The organism is Pedobacter zeaxanthinifaciens, assembly GCF_003313335.1.
Classification (GTDB): domain Bacteria; phylum Bacteroidota; class Bacteroidia; order Sphingobacteriales; family Sphingobacteriaceae; genus Pedobacter; species Pedobacter zeaxanthinifaciens.
In genome coordinates, this window is sequence record NZ_QMHP01000011.1 from 115,019 (window position 1) to 131,342 (window position 16,324).

Sequence of the window (16,324 nt, forward strand, 5' to 3'; positions counted from 1 at the left end):
ACAGTAAGCCTAAATTTTTCCAGAGGTGTTGCGACCATCTCTGGATTTTTTTTTGGATTACCGTAGCGTAAAATATATTGTTATTGCATTACAGTAATCCTCCTTCCTTCTACTTTAAGCTTTACTACTCCAGTTAATTCCATGTATTTTAGCACTTGTGTGATGTTTTTTGTTCGAGAAATGGATCCGTTAAATTCCAAGTTGGCAACACTTGGTGGGTAAGAAACTTCCACATTATACCACCTAGAGAGTTTGCGCATGATGCTTGCCAATTGTTCGTGGTCAAAAACAAAATCGTTATTTACCCAGTCTACCGCATTTTCGGCATCGCAACTGGTGATATTAATTTTATTGTCTTTAAGTTTAGCCTGCTGGTTTGGTGCTAGTAGTTGTTGTTGGCCGGCGGCAAGTATCTTTACACTGCCTTGCAATAGGGTAGTAGTTGTAAATGTTTCATCGGTGTAAGCATTAATGTTAAAATGCGTACCTAAAACTTCTACAGTTTGCGTTGCTGTAATTACTTTAAAAGGCTTGCTTGGGTTATGGGCAACCTCAAAATAACCCTCGCCGTCTAAGGTCACGATTCTTTCTTTGTCTCTAAAATCCGTTGGATATTTTAAGCTCGACTTAGCATTAAGCCAAACTTTGGTGCCATCACTTAAAGTTACATTGTAGTAGCCTCCAACCGGAATACTCAAGGTATTCCAAACCACCTTTTTATTGTCGCTGTTGTCGTCACCATAAAAGATGGTACCGTCATCGGTTTTAACAATTCTTGTACCATGGTCATTACCAAGCAATCCGTTAGTGGTTTTTGCCAAATCAATTTTTGTTCCATCAGCTAAGGTAAGTACCGCTTTGTTGCCGCCTGGTACAATTACTTCTTGTTTAGCCAGTTGAGTAGTGTTAGTATTTTTTCTATTGAAATAATAGTAGCCTAGGGTAACGCACAACAAGATACTTGCTGCAACAGCAAAGCGCTTAATCCAAATTGGCGAAAATAAAGGCGCTGTTACCGTACCGCTATCCTGATGTACAGGTAGCATTTGCCAGATGTTGTTTTTAATATCTTCTACTTCCGCTGCGGTGATAGAAACTTCATTTAGCGCTTCTTCCACATACCAAGTATGTAACTGCTCCAGCTCTTGCTCAGAGCAATTTCCCAAGGCATATTTGTTAAGTAGTTCTTCCGCTTCAGTGCTATTCATCATATGTTAAGGAATCTTTACCTTATTATATTACAAGACGGAGAGCGCTAGCTTAGGGGGTATAAAAAAAATAAAAAAAATTAAACGACTAAGAAAAGCATGGTGCCTAGTTTAGTTCTAAGTATCCGTAAGGCATTGTTAACCTGTTTTTTAACGGTTTGTTCTGACAGGTTAAGTTGTGCTGCAATTTGTTTATGACTTAGAGATTTTTTTCTACTCAACTCAAAAATTTCACGCATTTTGCTGGGCAGTTGCCCAATGCCTTTCTCAATCAGTGCAGCCAATTGTTTCTCTCTGATCCTATGGTCGGTAATGTTGTAATCGCTGTTTAAGAAACCTTGTAGCGAGTCAACATATTTATCCCTAACCTGCTTTTTTGAAATATGGTCAAGTATTTTATTCCTTATACTGCTATAAAGGTATGCCGCTAAGTTGGTATGGATTTGGATATCACTACGTTTATTCCATAGTTGAGCAAATAGCTCATGAACAATATCCTGAGCTTCTTCTTTATCGTTTAGCTTTTGTAACGCATGAATAAAAAGTGGATGAAAATACCGATTGTAAATAACAGTATAGGCTGCGGTATCTTCACTCTTTAGCAATTCCAAAAGTTCTACGTCCGAAAACGAGCTATAGGATAACATGGTTAGCAATAAAAATTACGGACACCGAAGTATCCATGCCTTATAAGTAGTTAAATAGTTTTGAGCGTGGTTGTTAGCCAAAGTTAACATAAAAGTTGTATTAAATCATCAAACTTTTAAAATGGATTGATGTTTGGTTGCTGGATTTTGAAGCCAGAAATTGTTAAAAAGTAACAAAAATGTTATATGTCATTTTCATTAATCATTTCTTAATCTTATTTTGCCTGAAAATGATGAATTCCATTTTTTGTTTATATACAAAAAATTAAGTTTGCACCAATCTAATAAAGTAACCTCTAAATGATTGTTCGACAAAAGCCTACAAAAATTAACTGGTTTGTTTTGAACCCCAAACTTACTGCATCATTTTTTTTCATTATTCTTATTGGCATCATCTGCTTAATAGGCTTACAACGATATGCCACCATAAAGGAAAGCCGCGAACGAGAGGCCATAGCAATGCTAGAAAGCGTAGAAATTAGGCTTGGGCAATTGTTAAAGGGGAGCCAAAATATCACCTTAACTTTAGCGCTTACGGTGGATAAGCAAGGAAATCCTCAAAATTTTGAGCAAATAGCTGCTGAAATATATCGAGGTAATCCTTATCTGCAAGGTGTACAGTTAGCCCCAAATGGCATAATCAAATACATGTATCCTTTAAAAGGAAATGAGCGTGCCATTGGACTCAATGTGCTAAAAACGGGCATACAAAATCAGCTAGCTGCTAAAAAAGCAGTAGCCAAACGTAGGATTTATTTTCAGGGGCCAGTTAATTTAGTACAAGGCGGACAAGGGGTTGTTGGAAGGCTTCCTATTTTTATCAACCAAAAACTTTGGGGATTTTCGGCAGTTGTCATTAAGCTTAACGAACTTTTAAAAGCTGCAGGTATCGATAATAGCAAGTATCCATATTATCGGTTCCAGTTTTCGAAAATTGATCCCCTAGATGGGAAAGAAGAATTTTTTTTAGAAGGTGCTGATCAAACACACAATACTTTTGAAACACGCAGATTTGAAGAAGGCGACTGGAAAATTTATTTGACCGATACCCGTAGCATTTATACGGATTATTCTTTAATCGCATTGCTGATATTTGGTGTCATCCTAAGTTTTTTGTCATCTTATTTGCTATTGCGTTTGTTGAACAAACAAGCTCAGCTTTACGCAACGCTGGCAAAACAAAGCGATATGCTGATTGATGCCGAGAATAAGTATAAAACTATTTTTGATAATGCTGCCATCGGCATTGGTAGGGTAAATTCTATTACAGGCGAATTTTTAGAAACTAACGCTTTCCTGTGTAACCTTTTAGGCTATACCCGTGAAGAACTCAATAAAAAGAAAATAAAAACGCTGATCCATGAGGATGATTTGGCCGCTGATGCAAAAAATTTCAAGCGGCTTCGAAATGGCGAAATCAGGCAATTCTCATCGGTAAGGCGATATGTAAACAAAGATAAACAGCTCATTTGGGCAAATGCTATCGTTAGTCCGCTGTGGGAAGTAGGAGAAAGTCCGGATAACCACATCATCATCGTGGATGACATTACGCAGCAAATCATTTACGAAGAGCAGATCATCGCTTCACAAAAACATATCGAGGATTTAGTAAACTCTATTGAGGGAATTGTTTGGGAAGCTTCCGTAAATGAGCAGTTTACCAATACTTTTATCAGTAATAAGATAGTTGATATTTTAGGTTACACACCCGAAGAATGGGCGGCTAAGCCTGGTTTCTTCTTCGAAAAAATGTATCCAGAAGACAGGGAAAGGATAGCGGAATATCTGAAGCGTGAGCTTTTCAGGAAAATGCACCATGAGCATGAGTATCGAATGATTGCAAAAGACGGTTCTATCGTTTGGATTAGGGACAGCGTAAACATTGTGCCTAATTTGGAATCGCCGCAAAAACTCCGGGGAATTATGATGGATATCACGGCCATTAAGCAAGCTGAAGATACCTTACATAAATCTTACGAGTTAGTGAACGAACAAAATAAGCGCCTGCTTAATTTCTCCTACATCGTTTCGCACAACCTGCGTTCGCATGCTAGTAACATTGACGGTATTAGCGCTTTAATTAGCAATGCTGAAACTGACGAGGAACGAAATGAGATGATTAAGCTGTTGCGTAAAGTAGTGATTAATTTAAATGATACCTTATATAACCTAAATGCGATAGTAAATATTCAAACCAGCATTAATTTAGTGAAGGAACCGCTAAACTTGTTAGAATATGTAAACAATGCCATACATACGCAGGAAGCACAAATATTAAGTAAAGGCGCAACCATCATCAATACTGTAGCTAATGATATTTTTGTGTATTTCAATAAGGCTTATCTGGAAAGTATTTTGCTGAATTTAGTATCTAATGCTTTACGTTACAGTCATGCTTTGCGTACGCCAATAATCAAAATTGATTGCCAGCCAAACGGCACTGGTTATATTTTTAGTATTAGCGATAATGGAGTAGGTATTGACCTCGCCAAAAATGGAGAAAAATTATTTGGCTTGAATCAAACTTTCCATGGCAATAGTGATGCCCGTGGATTTGGACTATTCATCACCAAAAATCAAATAGAGGCCATGGGCGATAGCATTGAGGTGACCAGCGTACTTGGCGAGGGCACTACCTTCCGCATCATTTTTAATTAATTGTCACATTTAAAAGGCCAAGTTCTAGTGTAATTCCTCAAAAACCTTTTTAACTTGTGGCATCACAATCGTTAAATATGTCACAACATCAATTAGGTAATAAGGAATTATCAGTTTCTAACAGAATTAAAGCCATTATTGGTGGCTCCATCGGCAATTTGGTGGAGTGGTACGATTGGTATGCTTATGCTGCATTTGCCATCTATTTTTCAGCTTCGTTTTTTCCAAATGGCGATCAAACGGCACAGTTGCTCAATACTGCGGGTATTTTTGCTGTTGGTTTTTTAATGCGGCCTATTGGCGGTTGGCTTTTCGGTTCCATCGCCGATAAAATTGGTCGCAAGAAAGCAATGACATTGTCTGTATTGCTCATGTCGTTTGGCTCCTTGCTGATTGCTTTAACACCCACTTACCAAAGCATTGGTGTAGCCGCTCCACTTATTCTGCTAATTGCTAGGTTATTGCAAGGACTTAGTGTTGGAGGCGAGTACGGTGTTTCTGCCACTTATTTAAGCGAAATGGCCACGCCTAATAGGAGAGGGTTTTATTCGAGCTTTCAGTACGTAACCCTTATTGGTGGCCAGCTTGCAGCACTCGGCATTCAGTTGATTTTACAAAAATTTATCCTCTCAGAAGCCGATTTGCATAGTTGGGGTTGGCGTATCCCATTTGTAATTGGCGCTGCTTTAGCCATTGTAGCCTTGTATTTACGCCGGAGCTTACACGAAACTGATGCCTTTCAACAAAGCAAGCAGCCTGCTGATAATGAAACCCTAAAAAAGGAAGGCTCTTTGAAAGAATTGCTGCAACACCCCAAAGCATTGCTTGTAGTAGTGGGGCTAACATTAGGAGGTACTTTGGCCTTCTATACTTATACCACCTACATGCAAAAATTTCTGGTGAATACCGTTCATTTAACCAAGCAGGAATCTACATTGATTTCCTTTGTTTCCCTTTTTATTTTTGCCTGTTTGCAACCTTTGTTTGGACTTTTATCCGATAAAATTGGCAGAAAACCTTTGTTGTTGGGTTTTGGCATTGCCGGAACCTTAGGCACAGTGCCTTTATTGCAGGGATTAAGCGGCGCCGAAAATATGTGGGAGGCATTTATGTACCTCATCGTGGCGCTAATTATCGTTTCGGGTTATACTTCAATTAATGCTGTTGTTAAAGCGGAGTTGTTTCCCACACATATCCGTGCTTTAGGCGTTGGATTGCCGTACGCAATTACCGTTGCAGTATTTGGTGGTTCGGCTGAATATGTTGCGCTGTGGTTTAAGCAGCAGGGAGTGGAAGTTTACTATTATTGGTATATCACCGCATGTATCGCATTTTCTTTGGTTGTTTACATTTTTATGAGAGATACAAAGCGAAATTCAATGTTGGAATGAGAGGGAATAAAAAAAGCGGCCTCAGCCGCTCTTCATTATTTTTGTACCACAATGTGATATTTTGCTTTCGTAGTTGTCGAACTGTCGAACCAAATGGTATAAATTTTACCGGCTTGTAATTCCGAGCCTGCAATGGTAGTTACTTCTAACGAACCAGACATAGTTACATTTAAGTTCGTATTAGCGTCGATAGTTTGATATGCAGATGCCGTTCTAAATGCAAGTGCCGAAATCAAGTTGGTGCCAGTTGAAGTGGCTACGTTAATGGTGCTGCTTAACATTGGTGCTACGTTAATGAAACGTACTTTGGCTTTTCCGCTGGCAGTTGTGTTATCGTTAGCATAAGTGCTTACCGCTAAACTACCATTCGCTTGTTTTACCAAGAACGCAGTTTGTGATGAATTAGCGCTGGCATCAACATTAGCCGAAGCCGTAACTGTTGCTGATCCGCTATTTTTGAAGGCAATCGTTTTACTTCCTGATGTGGTAGAAATATCAGTTAGTGCACTGCCGTATGCTACTGCTGATGTGTTTACTTTCAAGTCGTTAATGTACACATCTTGTGCCGCCGAACCTTCCACGGTATTCACAAATGATACTTGAGTATTCATCATCATCTCATTATCATCATCTTTCTTACAAGAGGTTATTGATAATACCACGGCAGCTGCTACAGCCAAGCGGGTGGTTAAAAAGTTAGTGTTTATTTTCATGACTCATTTTAGTTTAATGTGATTGAGCTAAGCCAAAAAAAATGCCGTTATCTAACTTTAATTGCTGTTTCAACGATTTTGGTAGGTAAAAACCGTATTTGCCGCAATCTTTTTAAGTATTTGTACTTGTAAAAATTTCAGCCTATTGTAACAAAAAAAGTACGCTGCGTTGGTTAATTTGAACGGAATTAAAAATCAGTTGCTCTTTTTTGTATTTTAGAAGCAATGCGCCGTCAATTATTCAAATTTGTAGTTCTAATTTTACTGCTTCACGGTGGCATCTTTACGTTTGCGCAAAGCGATAAGCGTTTTTCAATACTTGATACTTTAAAGGCACATAATGATTTAACCAACTGGATTTATGAGCAGCTAGACCGAGCGAATAGCCAACCAAAAGCTGCTACTCAGTTGATCATTAAAGCGCAAAAGCAGGCTTGGAGAACGACTAAAAATGCAGATGAACATTTTGCTTGGCTTAATCTACTAAGTACTTTAGGTTATTATCAATTGTTGGATGGAAACATTCTAGGGTCAATAAATTCATACGAAAATGCCCTGGTTTTCTTCCGTAAAAATCAAGTGCTCAGTTACAACATTGCGGAGTATGTGCTTAAACCCTTGAGTAACAATTATACCCGCTTGGGAGATTACGAACGGGCTTTATATCTTCAAAAACAAGGAATCGCATTTAGTACGGATAAAAATGAAATAGCAGCAATTTACGCCAACATGGGAATTTCTTACCGCTCCATGGGGCGTTTAACTGATGCCTATTCGGTGCTTAATAAAGGATTATCCTTAAAGCCAAACCCACAGGTAACTGTTATGCTGAAAAATATTTTAGCCGAAGTGCTATATGATGATGAGAAGTTTGGGGAAGCTGCGGCTGTAATCAACGACAATATCAAACAACAAAAAGCGCTAAATGCCGAAACCGCTTATTGGCTAATGGGCGCTTACACTACCTCTGGAAATATTTATCAGAAATTGGATCAGTTTAAATTGGCCAATCAGCAGTACTTTAAAGCCTTACAATTGCTTAATCATTATTTTTTGCAAACCAGGGTAAGGGAGCGAGCTAATTTGTACACAAAAATTGCCAGCGTTTATGCCTCTCAATTGGAACTTCAAAAGGCTGGTATTTATGCTAAAAAAACTTTGTCTACCTTGGGTATTGTTGATGAAAATGGCCAAATTTTAAAGTCCCGTATTTACGGTGATAACATGTTGGTAGATGTTTTCTTGATGCTCTCTAAAACTCATTTGCAATCAAATGAACCCAATTTAGCTTTAAATTATATTGATTTAAGTTTGCTCACTGCCGATAAGATTAGGAATGAATTTGCAGCCGATAAAACCAAGGAAAGGTTGCAGGGCGATTTGAAAAAAATTGTAGAGCAAGGGATTGATATTTGCTACAATTTGTATCAAAAAACTGGTGATGGCAGCTATTTGCATCATATTTTGGCACTTGCAGAACAAAGCAAAGCCAGAACTTTATTGGATCAAATCCAAGCCAACCAAAGGTTATTATCCAAAAATCTTAAGAAGGATAGTAATTTTCTTAAGAAACAACGCCTCGAACGAGAAATCAGTTATTTAGAAAAACAGCTTTTAGAGAAAGCAGATCCAACTTTAAGCAAGACCATCGATGATTTAAAGTTTGACCTGTCACTGGTGAATAAAACATTAGCTAAGCAACATCAATACTTGCCTACAACAGATACCGATATCGATTTAAAAAAGCTGCCGCCACATCGTTTTATTGAATATTTTATCGGTCAGCATAATACTTACATCGTCAACATCAATCAAAATCAAATAGTTGGCGTAATTAAAATTGCTAATGCAGAGAAAACTAAACTTGCCATAGGTAATTTTGTTCAAACCTATTTTCATCAGGGTCCGGCAGCGATGATGAATGATCCCGAAGGCTTTTTTACTGCTTCTCATCACATTTATCGCCTCATATTTGCACCGCTGAAAGTTAAAAATAAAGAGCAAATCACCATTATTCCAGATGGTGTATTAGGCTACCTCTCGTTTGATGGTCTAATTAGCAAGCCACATTTTTCTGATCATATTGCCAATTGGCCGTTTTTAATAAAAAGTAATTTGGTTGATTATGCTTTCTCGATTAAAACCCTACAAGCTCAAAACCATACTCAAACCGGCGATGAATTTTCTGGATTGTTTTTAACGCATAGTAAAAGTGATAAAGCCGAGCTGAAATATATGGAAAAGGAGGCCAACTTAATTAGGGAGCAGGTAGCAGGTAAATTTCTGTTCGACGGAGAAGTGCAGTTAAAAGACTTTAATGAACTATTTGCTAAAAGTAAGGTGATGCACATTGGTACACATGCTTATCTTTCTGGAAGTAATAATGAACCTACCTTAGATTTTGGCAAAGAAAAGTTTTACTTATTTGAGTTGGCAAATAAAACCAATGCACCTAACTTGATTGTATTGAGCGCCTGCCAAACTGCGGATGGTGTATTGGCCAATGGTGAAGGTATTATTAGTATGGCTAGGGGATTTAACGCAGTTGGTAGCGCAGCAACCATTGCAAGTTTATGGAATGTGAACGATGAAGCGGCAGCAACTATTACGGCTAGTTTTTATCGCTATCTAAAAAAGCACAAAAATCCAGTTGTTGCATTGCAGCAGGCTAAGCTAAATTGGATGAAGAGCGAAAAAACCAGTAATTCGCTATTGTTGCCTTACTACTGGGATAGCCTAATTTACATCGGAAAAAATCAAGAAATAAACATCAGCGAACCAACAAATTGGAAAGCACTACTTATCGCAATTTTTGCATCGGCGGCGGTGGGGCTAGGCGCTTTCATTTACACCAAAAGAAAATCAATGAATTGAGGTAGTGAGTGGTTTAGCTGCTAACAAATGGTTTAATTTTGATTAGGAGCTGTTGTGCTTGTTTGTAGCATAAGCTTTGTTTATCGATTTTTGTTAGCCAAAGCTTACAGTCTTGATAGTTTTCTTCTTTTAAGTAGGTGATTGCCATCAAAAATGCAGTTTCTCCCTTCTGCTGATAATTCGCTTTTGAGAAAACCGAATTCAGTACGCACCTGCTTACATGAAAATAGCCATCTGAGGTCAGCATCTGGGCATACACCACCGCCAACTGCACATCATTTGGGTTCATTTTGTAATGTTGCGATACAATTTCTGTAGCTTCAATTTTTTGGCCATTGGTGTAATAATTGGCAGCCAGTATGAAATCTTTTGATTTTCTGCTTTTAAGTACATTGACTATTTTTTCGGCATTAAGTCCATCATCGTAAAGGTTTGACTTCCAAAACTGCCAAGATATTGATGCAAGGCCGAAAACTAAAGCGGTTAACCCTATTTTGAAAAGGCCAACATTTTTAACTGCTCTTGTGCGCAAAACGCTCAAAAGACCATAACGTGTTGATGATTTTCCCTTAGGAATATCAGTGTTTAAAGAAAATACTTCCATAGGTGGTAGATGATGGATATATTCCCTAGTACAAAAATCGTAACAATTTTTTACGCTATCTACTAATTACCTAAAAGTAATTAAAAATTGAATAAATGGATTGTTTTTCAAAAAATACGTTGAAATAATTAATTATAAAGAGTGAATATATTTACACAGCCCGCGAAAAACTTTACTCAATAAACAACTAAAAAATTATAGGCACGTGTAAACTATTTCATTTTTTTGAAAATGCTCACGCCCAGCGGTGGTATATTGATTAAGATAGAATGTTGCTGATGCTGACAAGCCATGTCCTCAGTGGTTTGAACTTGATTAAGCTTGTTGCTGCCGCCAAATTTATCGCTATCGGAATTGAAAATTTCAGTCCATTTGCCTTTTGCAGGAACACCAATTCTGTAGTTTTCACGGTAAACAGGGGTAAGGTTAATTGCGATTATCAAAGTGTCTTTTGCCTTTTTACCCTTTCTTTGGTACACGTAAATAGATTGCTCCACATCATCGGCTTCTTGCCATTCAAAACCCTCGTATGAAAAATTATGCTGATAAAGCGCAGGTTCAGTAGTGTAAAGCTCATTTAATGTTTTTACTAACAACTGCATGCCTTGGTGTGGGGCATATTGCAGCAAATCCCAGTTAAGCGATTCAAAACAATTCCATTCGGAAGTTTGCGCAAACTCGTCGCCCATGAAAAGCAATTTGGCTCCTGGATGTGTCCACATGTAACTGTACAGTGCACGTAGGTTCGCAAACTTCTGCCACTCGTCACCCGGCATCTTGTAAATCATCGGCGATTTGCCATGTACCACCTCATCATGCGAGAGCGGCAACATGAAGTTCTCTGTAAAGGCGTAAGTGAGGCTAAAAGTGAGTTGGTGATGGTGGTACTTTCTGCTGATGGGATTGAGCTTAAAATACTTCAACGTATCGTTCATCCAGCCCATCATCCATTTCATGCCAAAACCTAGACCACCTGCGTAAACTGGTCGCGTAACTCCGTCGTAAGTGCTGCTTTCTTCGGCAATGGTTTGTATGCCCTTAAAATTACCGTAAACGGCTTCGTTCATGTCTTTTAGGAACTTAACTGCTCCTAAATTCTCTGTTCCACCGTGTTCATTTAATCCGTACTCGCCTTCACTTCTACTAAAATCAAAATATAACATAGATGCAACAGCATCAACACGAAGGCCATCCAAATGATATTTATCCAACCAAAACATGGCATTGCTAATCAAAAAGGAACGGACTTCATTTCTATCATAGTTAAAGATGTACGATTTCCAGTCGGGATGAAAACCCTTTCGCATATCAGAATGCTCATATAAATGGGTTCCATCAAAATGATATAAACCATTGGCATCTCCAGGGAAATGTGAAGGTACCCAATCTAAAATTACAGCGATATTTTGCTTGTGAAACTCTTCGATGAGCAACATTAAGTCCTGCGGTGAGCCATGCCTAGAACTCGCAGCATAGTACCCCGTTACATGATAGCCCCAAGATGGGTAGTACGGATATTCCATTACCGGCAAAAATTCAACATGCGTAAAACCCATATTTATCACGTAAGGCACCAACGTTTTCGCAATTTCGCCATAGCTTAAAACCCTTTCCGGATTAGCGGGATCTCGCTGCCATGAACCTAGGTGAACTTCGTAAACAGAAATAGGCTGGTCAAGTGAGTTCTTTTTCTCCCGCTTGTTCATCCAAGCTTTATCTTTCCATTGGTAATTGGTATCCCACACAATGGAAGCCTTATGCGGTGGGTGCTCGGCGTGGAGGGCATAAGGGTCGCTTTTTTCCAAATCAGCGCCGTCGAAACCTTTGATGTAATATTTGTAGATTTCGCCTTTTTTAACATGGGGGATGAAGCCTTCCCAAATGCCAGACTGGTCCCAGCGATTGTAAAGTAAGTGACTTTCCCTGTTCCAACCATTAAAGTTGGCCATTACACAAACTTTTTGTGCGTTGGGTGCCCATACCGCAAAATAAACTCCAACTACGCCATTAACTTCACAAATATGTGCACCCATTTTTTCGTAAAGCCTGAAGTGCTTCCCTAAAAGAAAAAGCGAAATGTCAAATTCGGTAAAAAGCGAGTGCTGCCAAACCGGCAATTGAAATTGCTCAAAAGAAGTGCTTTTGACTTCTTTTTTTGCGGGCTTCGCTGTCGTTTTGCTTTTTTTTACCGTTGCTGAGGTTTTTTTACTTGGCATGTTTAAAACTAATAAATTTTAACGATTGGGCAGGTAACCATGAAGAATTAAATCTTCGTTTGTGTTAATGGCGTAGTTACAACCATGATTGATTAACACTATTTGTGAAGAAATGTCGACAATTTGCTGATAGTAATGATCAGTAACTATAAAACCTTTATACGGCAGCATCGCTTTAATATGGATTTTCAACTCTTCGATAAGCTGTGGCGATAATTGTGAAAAAGGCTCATCTAATAATACGAATTTAGCATTGCTGTAAATGATGAGTAAAGCCTCTACAAAACGCCTTGATCCGCCAGAAAGTTCAGCAATTTTAGTGTTGAGCTGATTTTTGATAATGGCTAAATCTAAGAGTTGCTGGCGATAAAAGTTCGTATAAAGTGCTAAAGCAACCTTCAGTTTAATGTATGGAGGGATGAAAAATGATTGCGGTAGATAGGCTATTTGCTGAGTTAAAAACCCTTTTTCAACCAGTTGGCCGTCAATTTTTAAATGCTTGTGGTTTGGGCTAATGGCGCCAAAAATTATCTTTAGTAGGGTAGATTTTCCGCTGCCGTTACGGCCTAAAACGCCAACAATTTCGCCAACATCACATTTTAAATAAACATTGCTTAATACCACTTTGCTCCCAAAACTATGTTGTACACTATCTATGAAAAGCTGATCCATAACCAACAACAAAGTAAGATAAACAAGAAAAGACTAAATTCCAGGGCAAAGAAAATGCTTAATATTTTTCGGTAGCTAATGCCCAAATTGTAGTAGTAAAAAATACGCCGATTAAAAAATAGCTTTTCGATGGCTATCGTAGTGGCATAACCTAAAAGCTTAAATCCGAAAGCTAGGTTGTACAGATTTACTTTGTCGAATCCTTTTAGGTAAAACAAATTGGCAAAGTATAAACTTAAGGCAAAGTTTAAAGTAAAAACAAGTTTGAAATGATGCAGGTAGAGCGTTTTAAATTTCTGATACATTTCAATTAATTTATGCCGTCATTTCAAAATTGAACTTACACTCGATTGAAATGACGGCGATTTGGGATTGCTATCCTTTGATGATATTGATCCTAGCAAAGTTTTTATTCGACTTAAAGCGTAAAATACCACGCTCATTGATGATGAAATCAACTACTTCTTTATCATCTACAAAAACTTTAGCTACTTTAAATGGCAGCGCAATAATGCGGAAATCGTAAAGCTCGTAAGTTGGTGTGTATAAACCTTCGATGGTTTGTTCGATGTTGAAGCTGTTGGCATCACCTTTTACATTGAATTTCTTCTCCAAGTAGATATCTTGCTCATAAGCGAAAGTATCGCCGTGGTCTTCATACATAAACGAGTTTACCTCATAATCCGCATAATACACATTCAACCATACTTCATCAATATGCTTTTCGCCAACGTATTGCATTACCGGATATTCTGGCATTACTGTTCCTGCTCGTACAAATAATGGCATGGTGTCTAAAGGCGTATCTACTACATACTCATTTTCACCATTTAATAGCTCCAATGTCCAGTAGTTATACCATTTTCCTTTTGGCAGATATACTCTTCTAGATGAGACACCTTGTTCCAAAACAGGACAAACTAATATTTTATCACCGAAGGTAAATTCATCTTGGCGATAGTGGTTAGCAATGTTTTCTTGTTCTAGCATTGCCAATGGCCTTAACATCGGGAATCCATAACGGTGATGTTCCCAAAATACCGAATAGATGTAAGGCATTAACTTGTAGCGCAGCTCGATGAATTTACGGTTGATCGAAGTAAATGGCTCGCCGAAACTCCATGGCTCACGTTCACGTGTATCACCAGCGGAGTGGGCACGCATGAATGGTGAAAATACGCCTAGCTGTATCCAGCGGGTGAATAATTCGCCGTCTGGTTCGCCACTGAAACCACCTATATCTGTTCCACAAAAAGGCACACCAGAGATAGACATACGCTGACATTGGATGTTCGCAATTTTTAGGTGCTCCCAAGTTGCCACGTTATCGCCAGTCCAAACGGAAGCATAACGCTGCATACCTGAATAACCGGCCCTAGTAATGGTAAATGGACGCTTGTTGCGCTGTAATTTTTTTAGGCCTTCGTAAGTTGAACGTACCATTTGCATACCGTAAACATTGTGTGCTTTACGGTGCGAACCACGGTAGCCATCGTAGTTGTGGCGAACATCGTTAGGGAAGGTTCCAGATCCAAAAACTGCAGGTTCGTTCATGTCGTTCCAGAAGCCGGCAACGCCCATGTCAACCAATTCCTTATATAAACCGCCCCACCATTCTCTTACCTCTGGGTTGGTAAAATCTGGGAATTGGCAACGCCCTGGCCAAACATGACCTTCCATGAAGTAGTCATCACTTCTGCGGCAGAAATAATTATTTTCCTTCCCTTCCTTAAAAACCCAATAGTTGTCATCTACCTTAATTCCTGGGTCAATCATCACTACAGTTTTCATCCCCACATTTGATAGATCTTTGATCATCTTTTTAGGGTCCGGGAAGTATTTTTTGTTCCAGGTAAAGCATCTGTAGCCATCCATGTAATCAATGTCCAAATAAATGGCATCGCATGGGATGTTTTGCGACCTAAAGCCGTCCACTATTTCGCGTACTTTACTCTCTGGATAATAGCTCCAACGGCATTGATGATAGCCGATTGCCCATTTTGGTGGTAGTTGATGCGTACCCGTTAATGATTGGTAGCGTTTCACTACGTCCATCATATGTGGACCATGGATGTAATAGTATTGAAGTTCGCCGCCATCAGCCCAAAAGCTGGTTTTAGCGTTGTCTTCCATTCCAAAATCGAAGTACGATTTAAAAGTATTATCGAAGAAAACGCCATAGGTTTGGCCTTGATTGATACCCATGTAAAAAGGAATGGTGCGGTAAAGTGGATCCTGATCCCAACCATAAGAGTAGGCATCAGTATTCCAGTTTTGGAATTTACGACCACGTAGGTTCATATTTCCTGATTTATCGCCCAAGCCAAAGAAGTTTTCTTCTGTTTGGCATTGTTTAGTGGCGTAAACATAGAATCCACCAAATTCCGCATTTTCTTCCCAGTGCATTGGCGAAGCATCGGCACTTGTTACCAAACCCGTAATGTTGTCAGCGAAGGAGATTAAAAAATCAGCTTTAGTTACTTTACAGGTAATGGTGTTGGTAGAAATTAAATAAGCATCGGTAGTTTCTTCAAGTCTAAAAGTCGACACTTTTTTGTCTACTTGCTCCACTGCATAAGAGAAATCAGCCAAGAAAACGCCGTGTGGCGCTAAACGTACCCTGATGATCTCGTCGCTCACTACACGTACTTCAACAATTGCATCGCCATCTGAGAAGTAAAATTTGTTGCCTTCTTTTTTTACGCTTTTTACTGATGTTAGGTATTCTTTAACAATTGGTTTTAAGTCGGTAACAGGATTGTTTAAATGCTGTACTACCTCTTCTTCAAATTGTTCTTTGTTATGTATTTCTGTAATTTCTACGTCGTTGTTCGTTTCCTCTGCCATATTACTTGTGTACTTTCAGTCGGTTATACAACCGCCCGTTTAATCATTTGTTTGTTAACTGTTGTGTTTATTTATAGATGTAAAAGATATTGTAAATATATAATAAATGAGATACAAGGCAAATTAATTGTAGTGTACACTTTACACGAAGTAGTTTTGATGATGTTAAATGCTTTTGATTTGGATAAGATCAGTTGTTGGTTGAGTTGTACTTGATTCCTTTACGTTTAAATTAAGGATGTTTTTAACCGTGAAGATTTCGGATAGTTGCGTAGCGTACACGGAGTTGGGAGCTTGGCGTTCTTTGCGGTTTCTTATTTTTTCTTTGCGTTAAGTTTTTTTAACCGCAAAGATTTTAGAAGTTGCGCAGAGCACGCAAAGTTGGGAGCTTGGAGTCTTTTGCGATTTCTTTTTTTCCTTTGCATTTAAATTAAGTTTTTTTAACCGCAAAGATTTCGAAAAAATAGTTTTCAAAAAGTGACATCAAACGATAA

10 protein-coding genes are annotated in these 16,324 nt (G+C 38.6%); 3 read left to right on the plus strand and 7 right to left on the minus strand.

The window, feature by feature from the left end; all coding sequences use genetic code 11:
- Positions 1-80: 80 nt before the first annotated feature.
- Both DUT68_RS15830 and DUT68_RS15835 read right to left on the minus strand, forming a co-directional pair.
- Positions 81-1,211, minus strand: a complete 1,131-nt coding sequence (locus DUT68_RS15830) for a FecR family protein (protein WP_113639193.1) — start codon at positions 1,209-1,211, stop codon at positions 81-83.
- A 77-nt stretch (positions 1,212-1,288) separates the two neighbouring features.
- A complete protein-coding gene (locus DUT68_RS15835) occupies positions 1,289-1,855 on the minus strand; it encodes an RNA polymerase sigma factor (protein WP_113639194.1) in 567 nt (188 codons plus the stop codon).
- Between the two features lie 342 nt (positions 1,856-2,197).
- Between DUT68_RS15835 and DUT68_RS15840 the strand changes: the two genes are divergently transcribed.
- Together DUT68_RS15840 and DUT68_RS15845 are read left to right on the plus strand one after the other, a co-directional pair.
- The gene (locus DUT68_RS15840; RefSeq protein ID WP_198659612.1) at positions 2,198-4,513 is read left to right on the plus strand and encodes a sensor histidine kinase; all 2,316 of its coding nucleotides are present in this window, start codon (positions 2,198-2,200) and stop codon (positions 4,511-4,513) included.
- 77 nt (positions 4,514-4,590) lie between these two features.
- Entirely contained in the window at positions 4,591-5,904 is a 1,314-nt protein-coding gene (locus tag DUT68_RS15845; protein ID WP_113639196.1) for an MFS transporter, read from the plus strand.
- Between the two features lie 35 nt (positions 5,905-5,939).
- On the opposite strand, the gene DUT68_RS15850 is transcribed toward DUT68_RS15845, so the two are convergent.
- On the minus strand, positions 5,940-6,617 hold the full coding sequence (locus DUT68_RS15850) for a DUF4397 domain-containing protein (protein WP_113639197.1): 678 nt from the start codon (positions 6,615-6,617) through the stop codon (positions 5,940-5,942).
- A 225-nt stretch (positions 6,618-6,842) separates the two neighbouring features.
- Here DUT68_RS15850 and DUT68_RS15855 point away from each other — a divergent pair, with 225 nt between their 5' ends.
- Complete coding sequence (locus tag DUT68_RS15855; RefSeq protein ID WP_113639198.1) at positions 6,843-9,491, plus strand: CHAT domain-containing protein; 2,649 nt, start codon at positions 6,843-6,845, stop codon at positions 9,489-9,491.
- Between the two features lie 13 nt (positions 9,492-9,504).
- On the opposite strand, the gene DUT68_RS15860 is transcribed toward DUT68_RS15855, so the two are convergent.
- The 4 genes from DUT68_RS15860 to DUT68_RS15880 all read right to left on the minus strand — a co-directional run bounded on the left by DUT68_RS15860 (position 9,505) and on the right by DUT68_RS15880 (position 15,830).
- Positions 9,505-10,095, minus strand: a complete 591-nt coding sequence (locus tag DUT68_RS15860) for a hypothetical protein (protein ID WP_113639199.1) — start codon at positions 10,093-10,095, stop codon at positions 9,505-9,507.
- 212 nt (positions 10,096-10,307) lie between these two features.
- Complete coding sequence (glgB, locus tag DUT68_RS15865) at positions 10,308-12,311, minus strand: 1,4-alpha-glucan branching protein GlgB (RefSeq protein WP_113639200.1); 2,004 nt, start codon at positions 12,309-12,311, stop codon at positions 10,308-10,310.
- Positions 12,312-12,329: 18 nt separating this feature from the next.
- The gene (locus DUT68_RS15870; protein ID WP_113639201.1) at positions 12,330-12,983 is read right to left on the minus strand and encodes an ATP-binding cassette domain-containing protein; all 654 of its coding nucleotides are present in this window, start codon (positions 12,981-12,983) and stop codon (positions 12,330-12,332) included.
- 375 nt (positions 12,984-13,358) lie between these two features.
- On the minus strand, positions 13,359-15,830 hold the full coding sequence (locus tag DUT68_RS15880) for a glycoside hydrolase family 31 protein (protein WP_113639203.1): 2,472 nt from the start codon (positions 15,828-15,830) through the stop codon (positions 13,359-13,361).
- Positions 15,831-16,324: the final 494 nt, after the last annotated feature.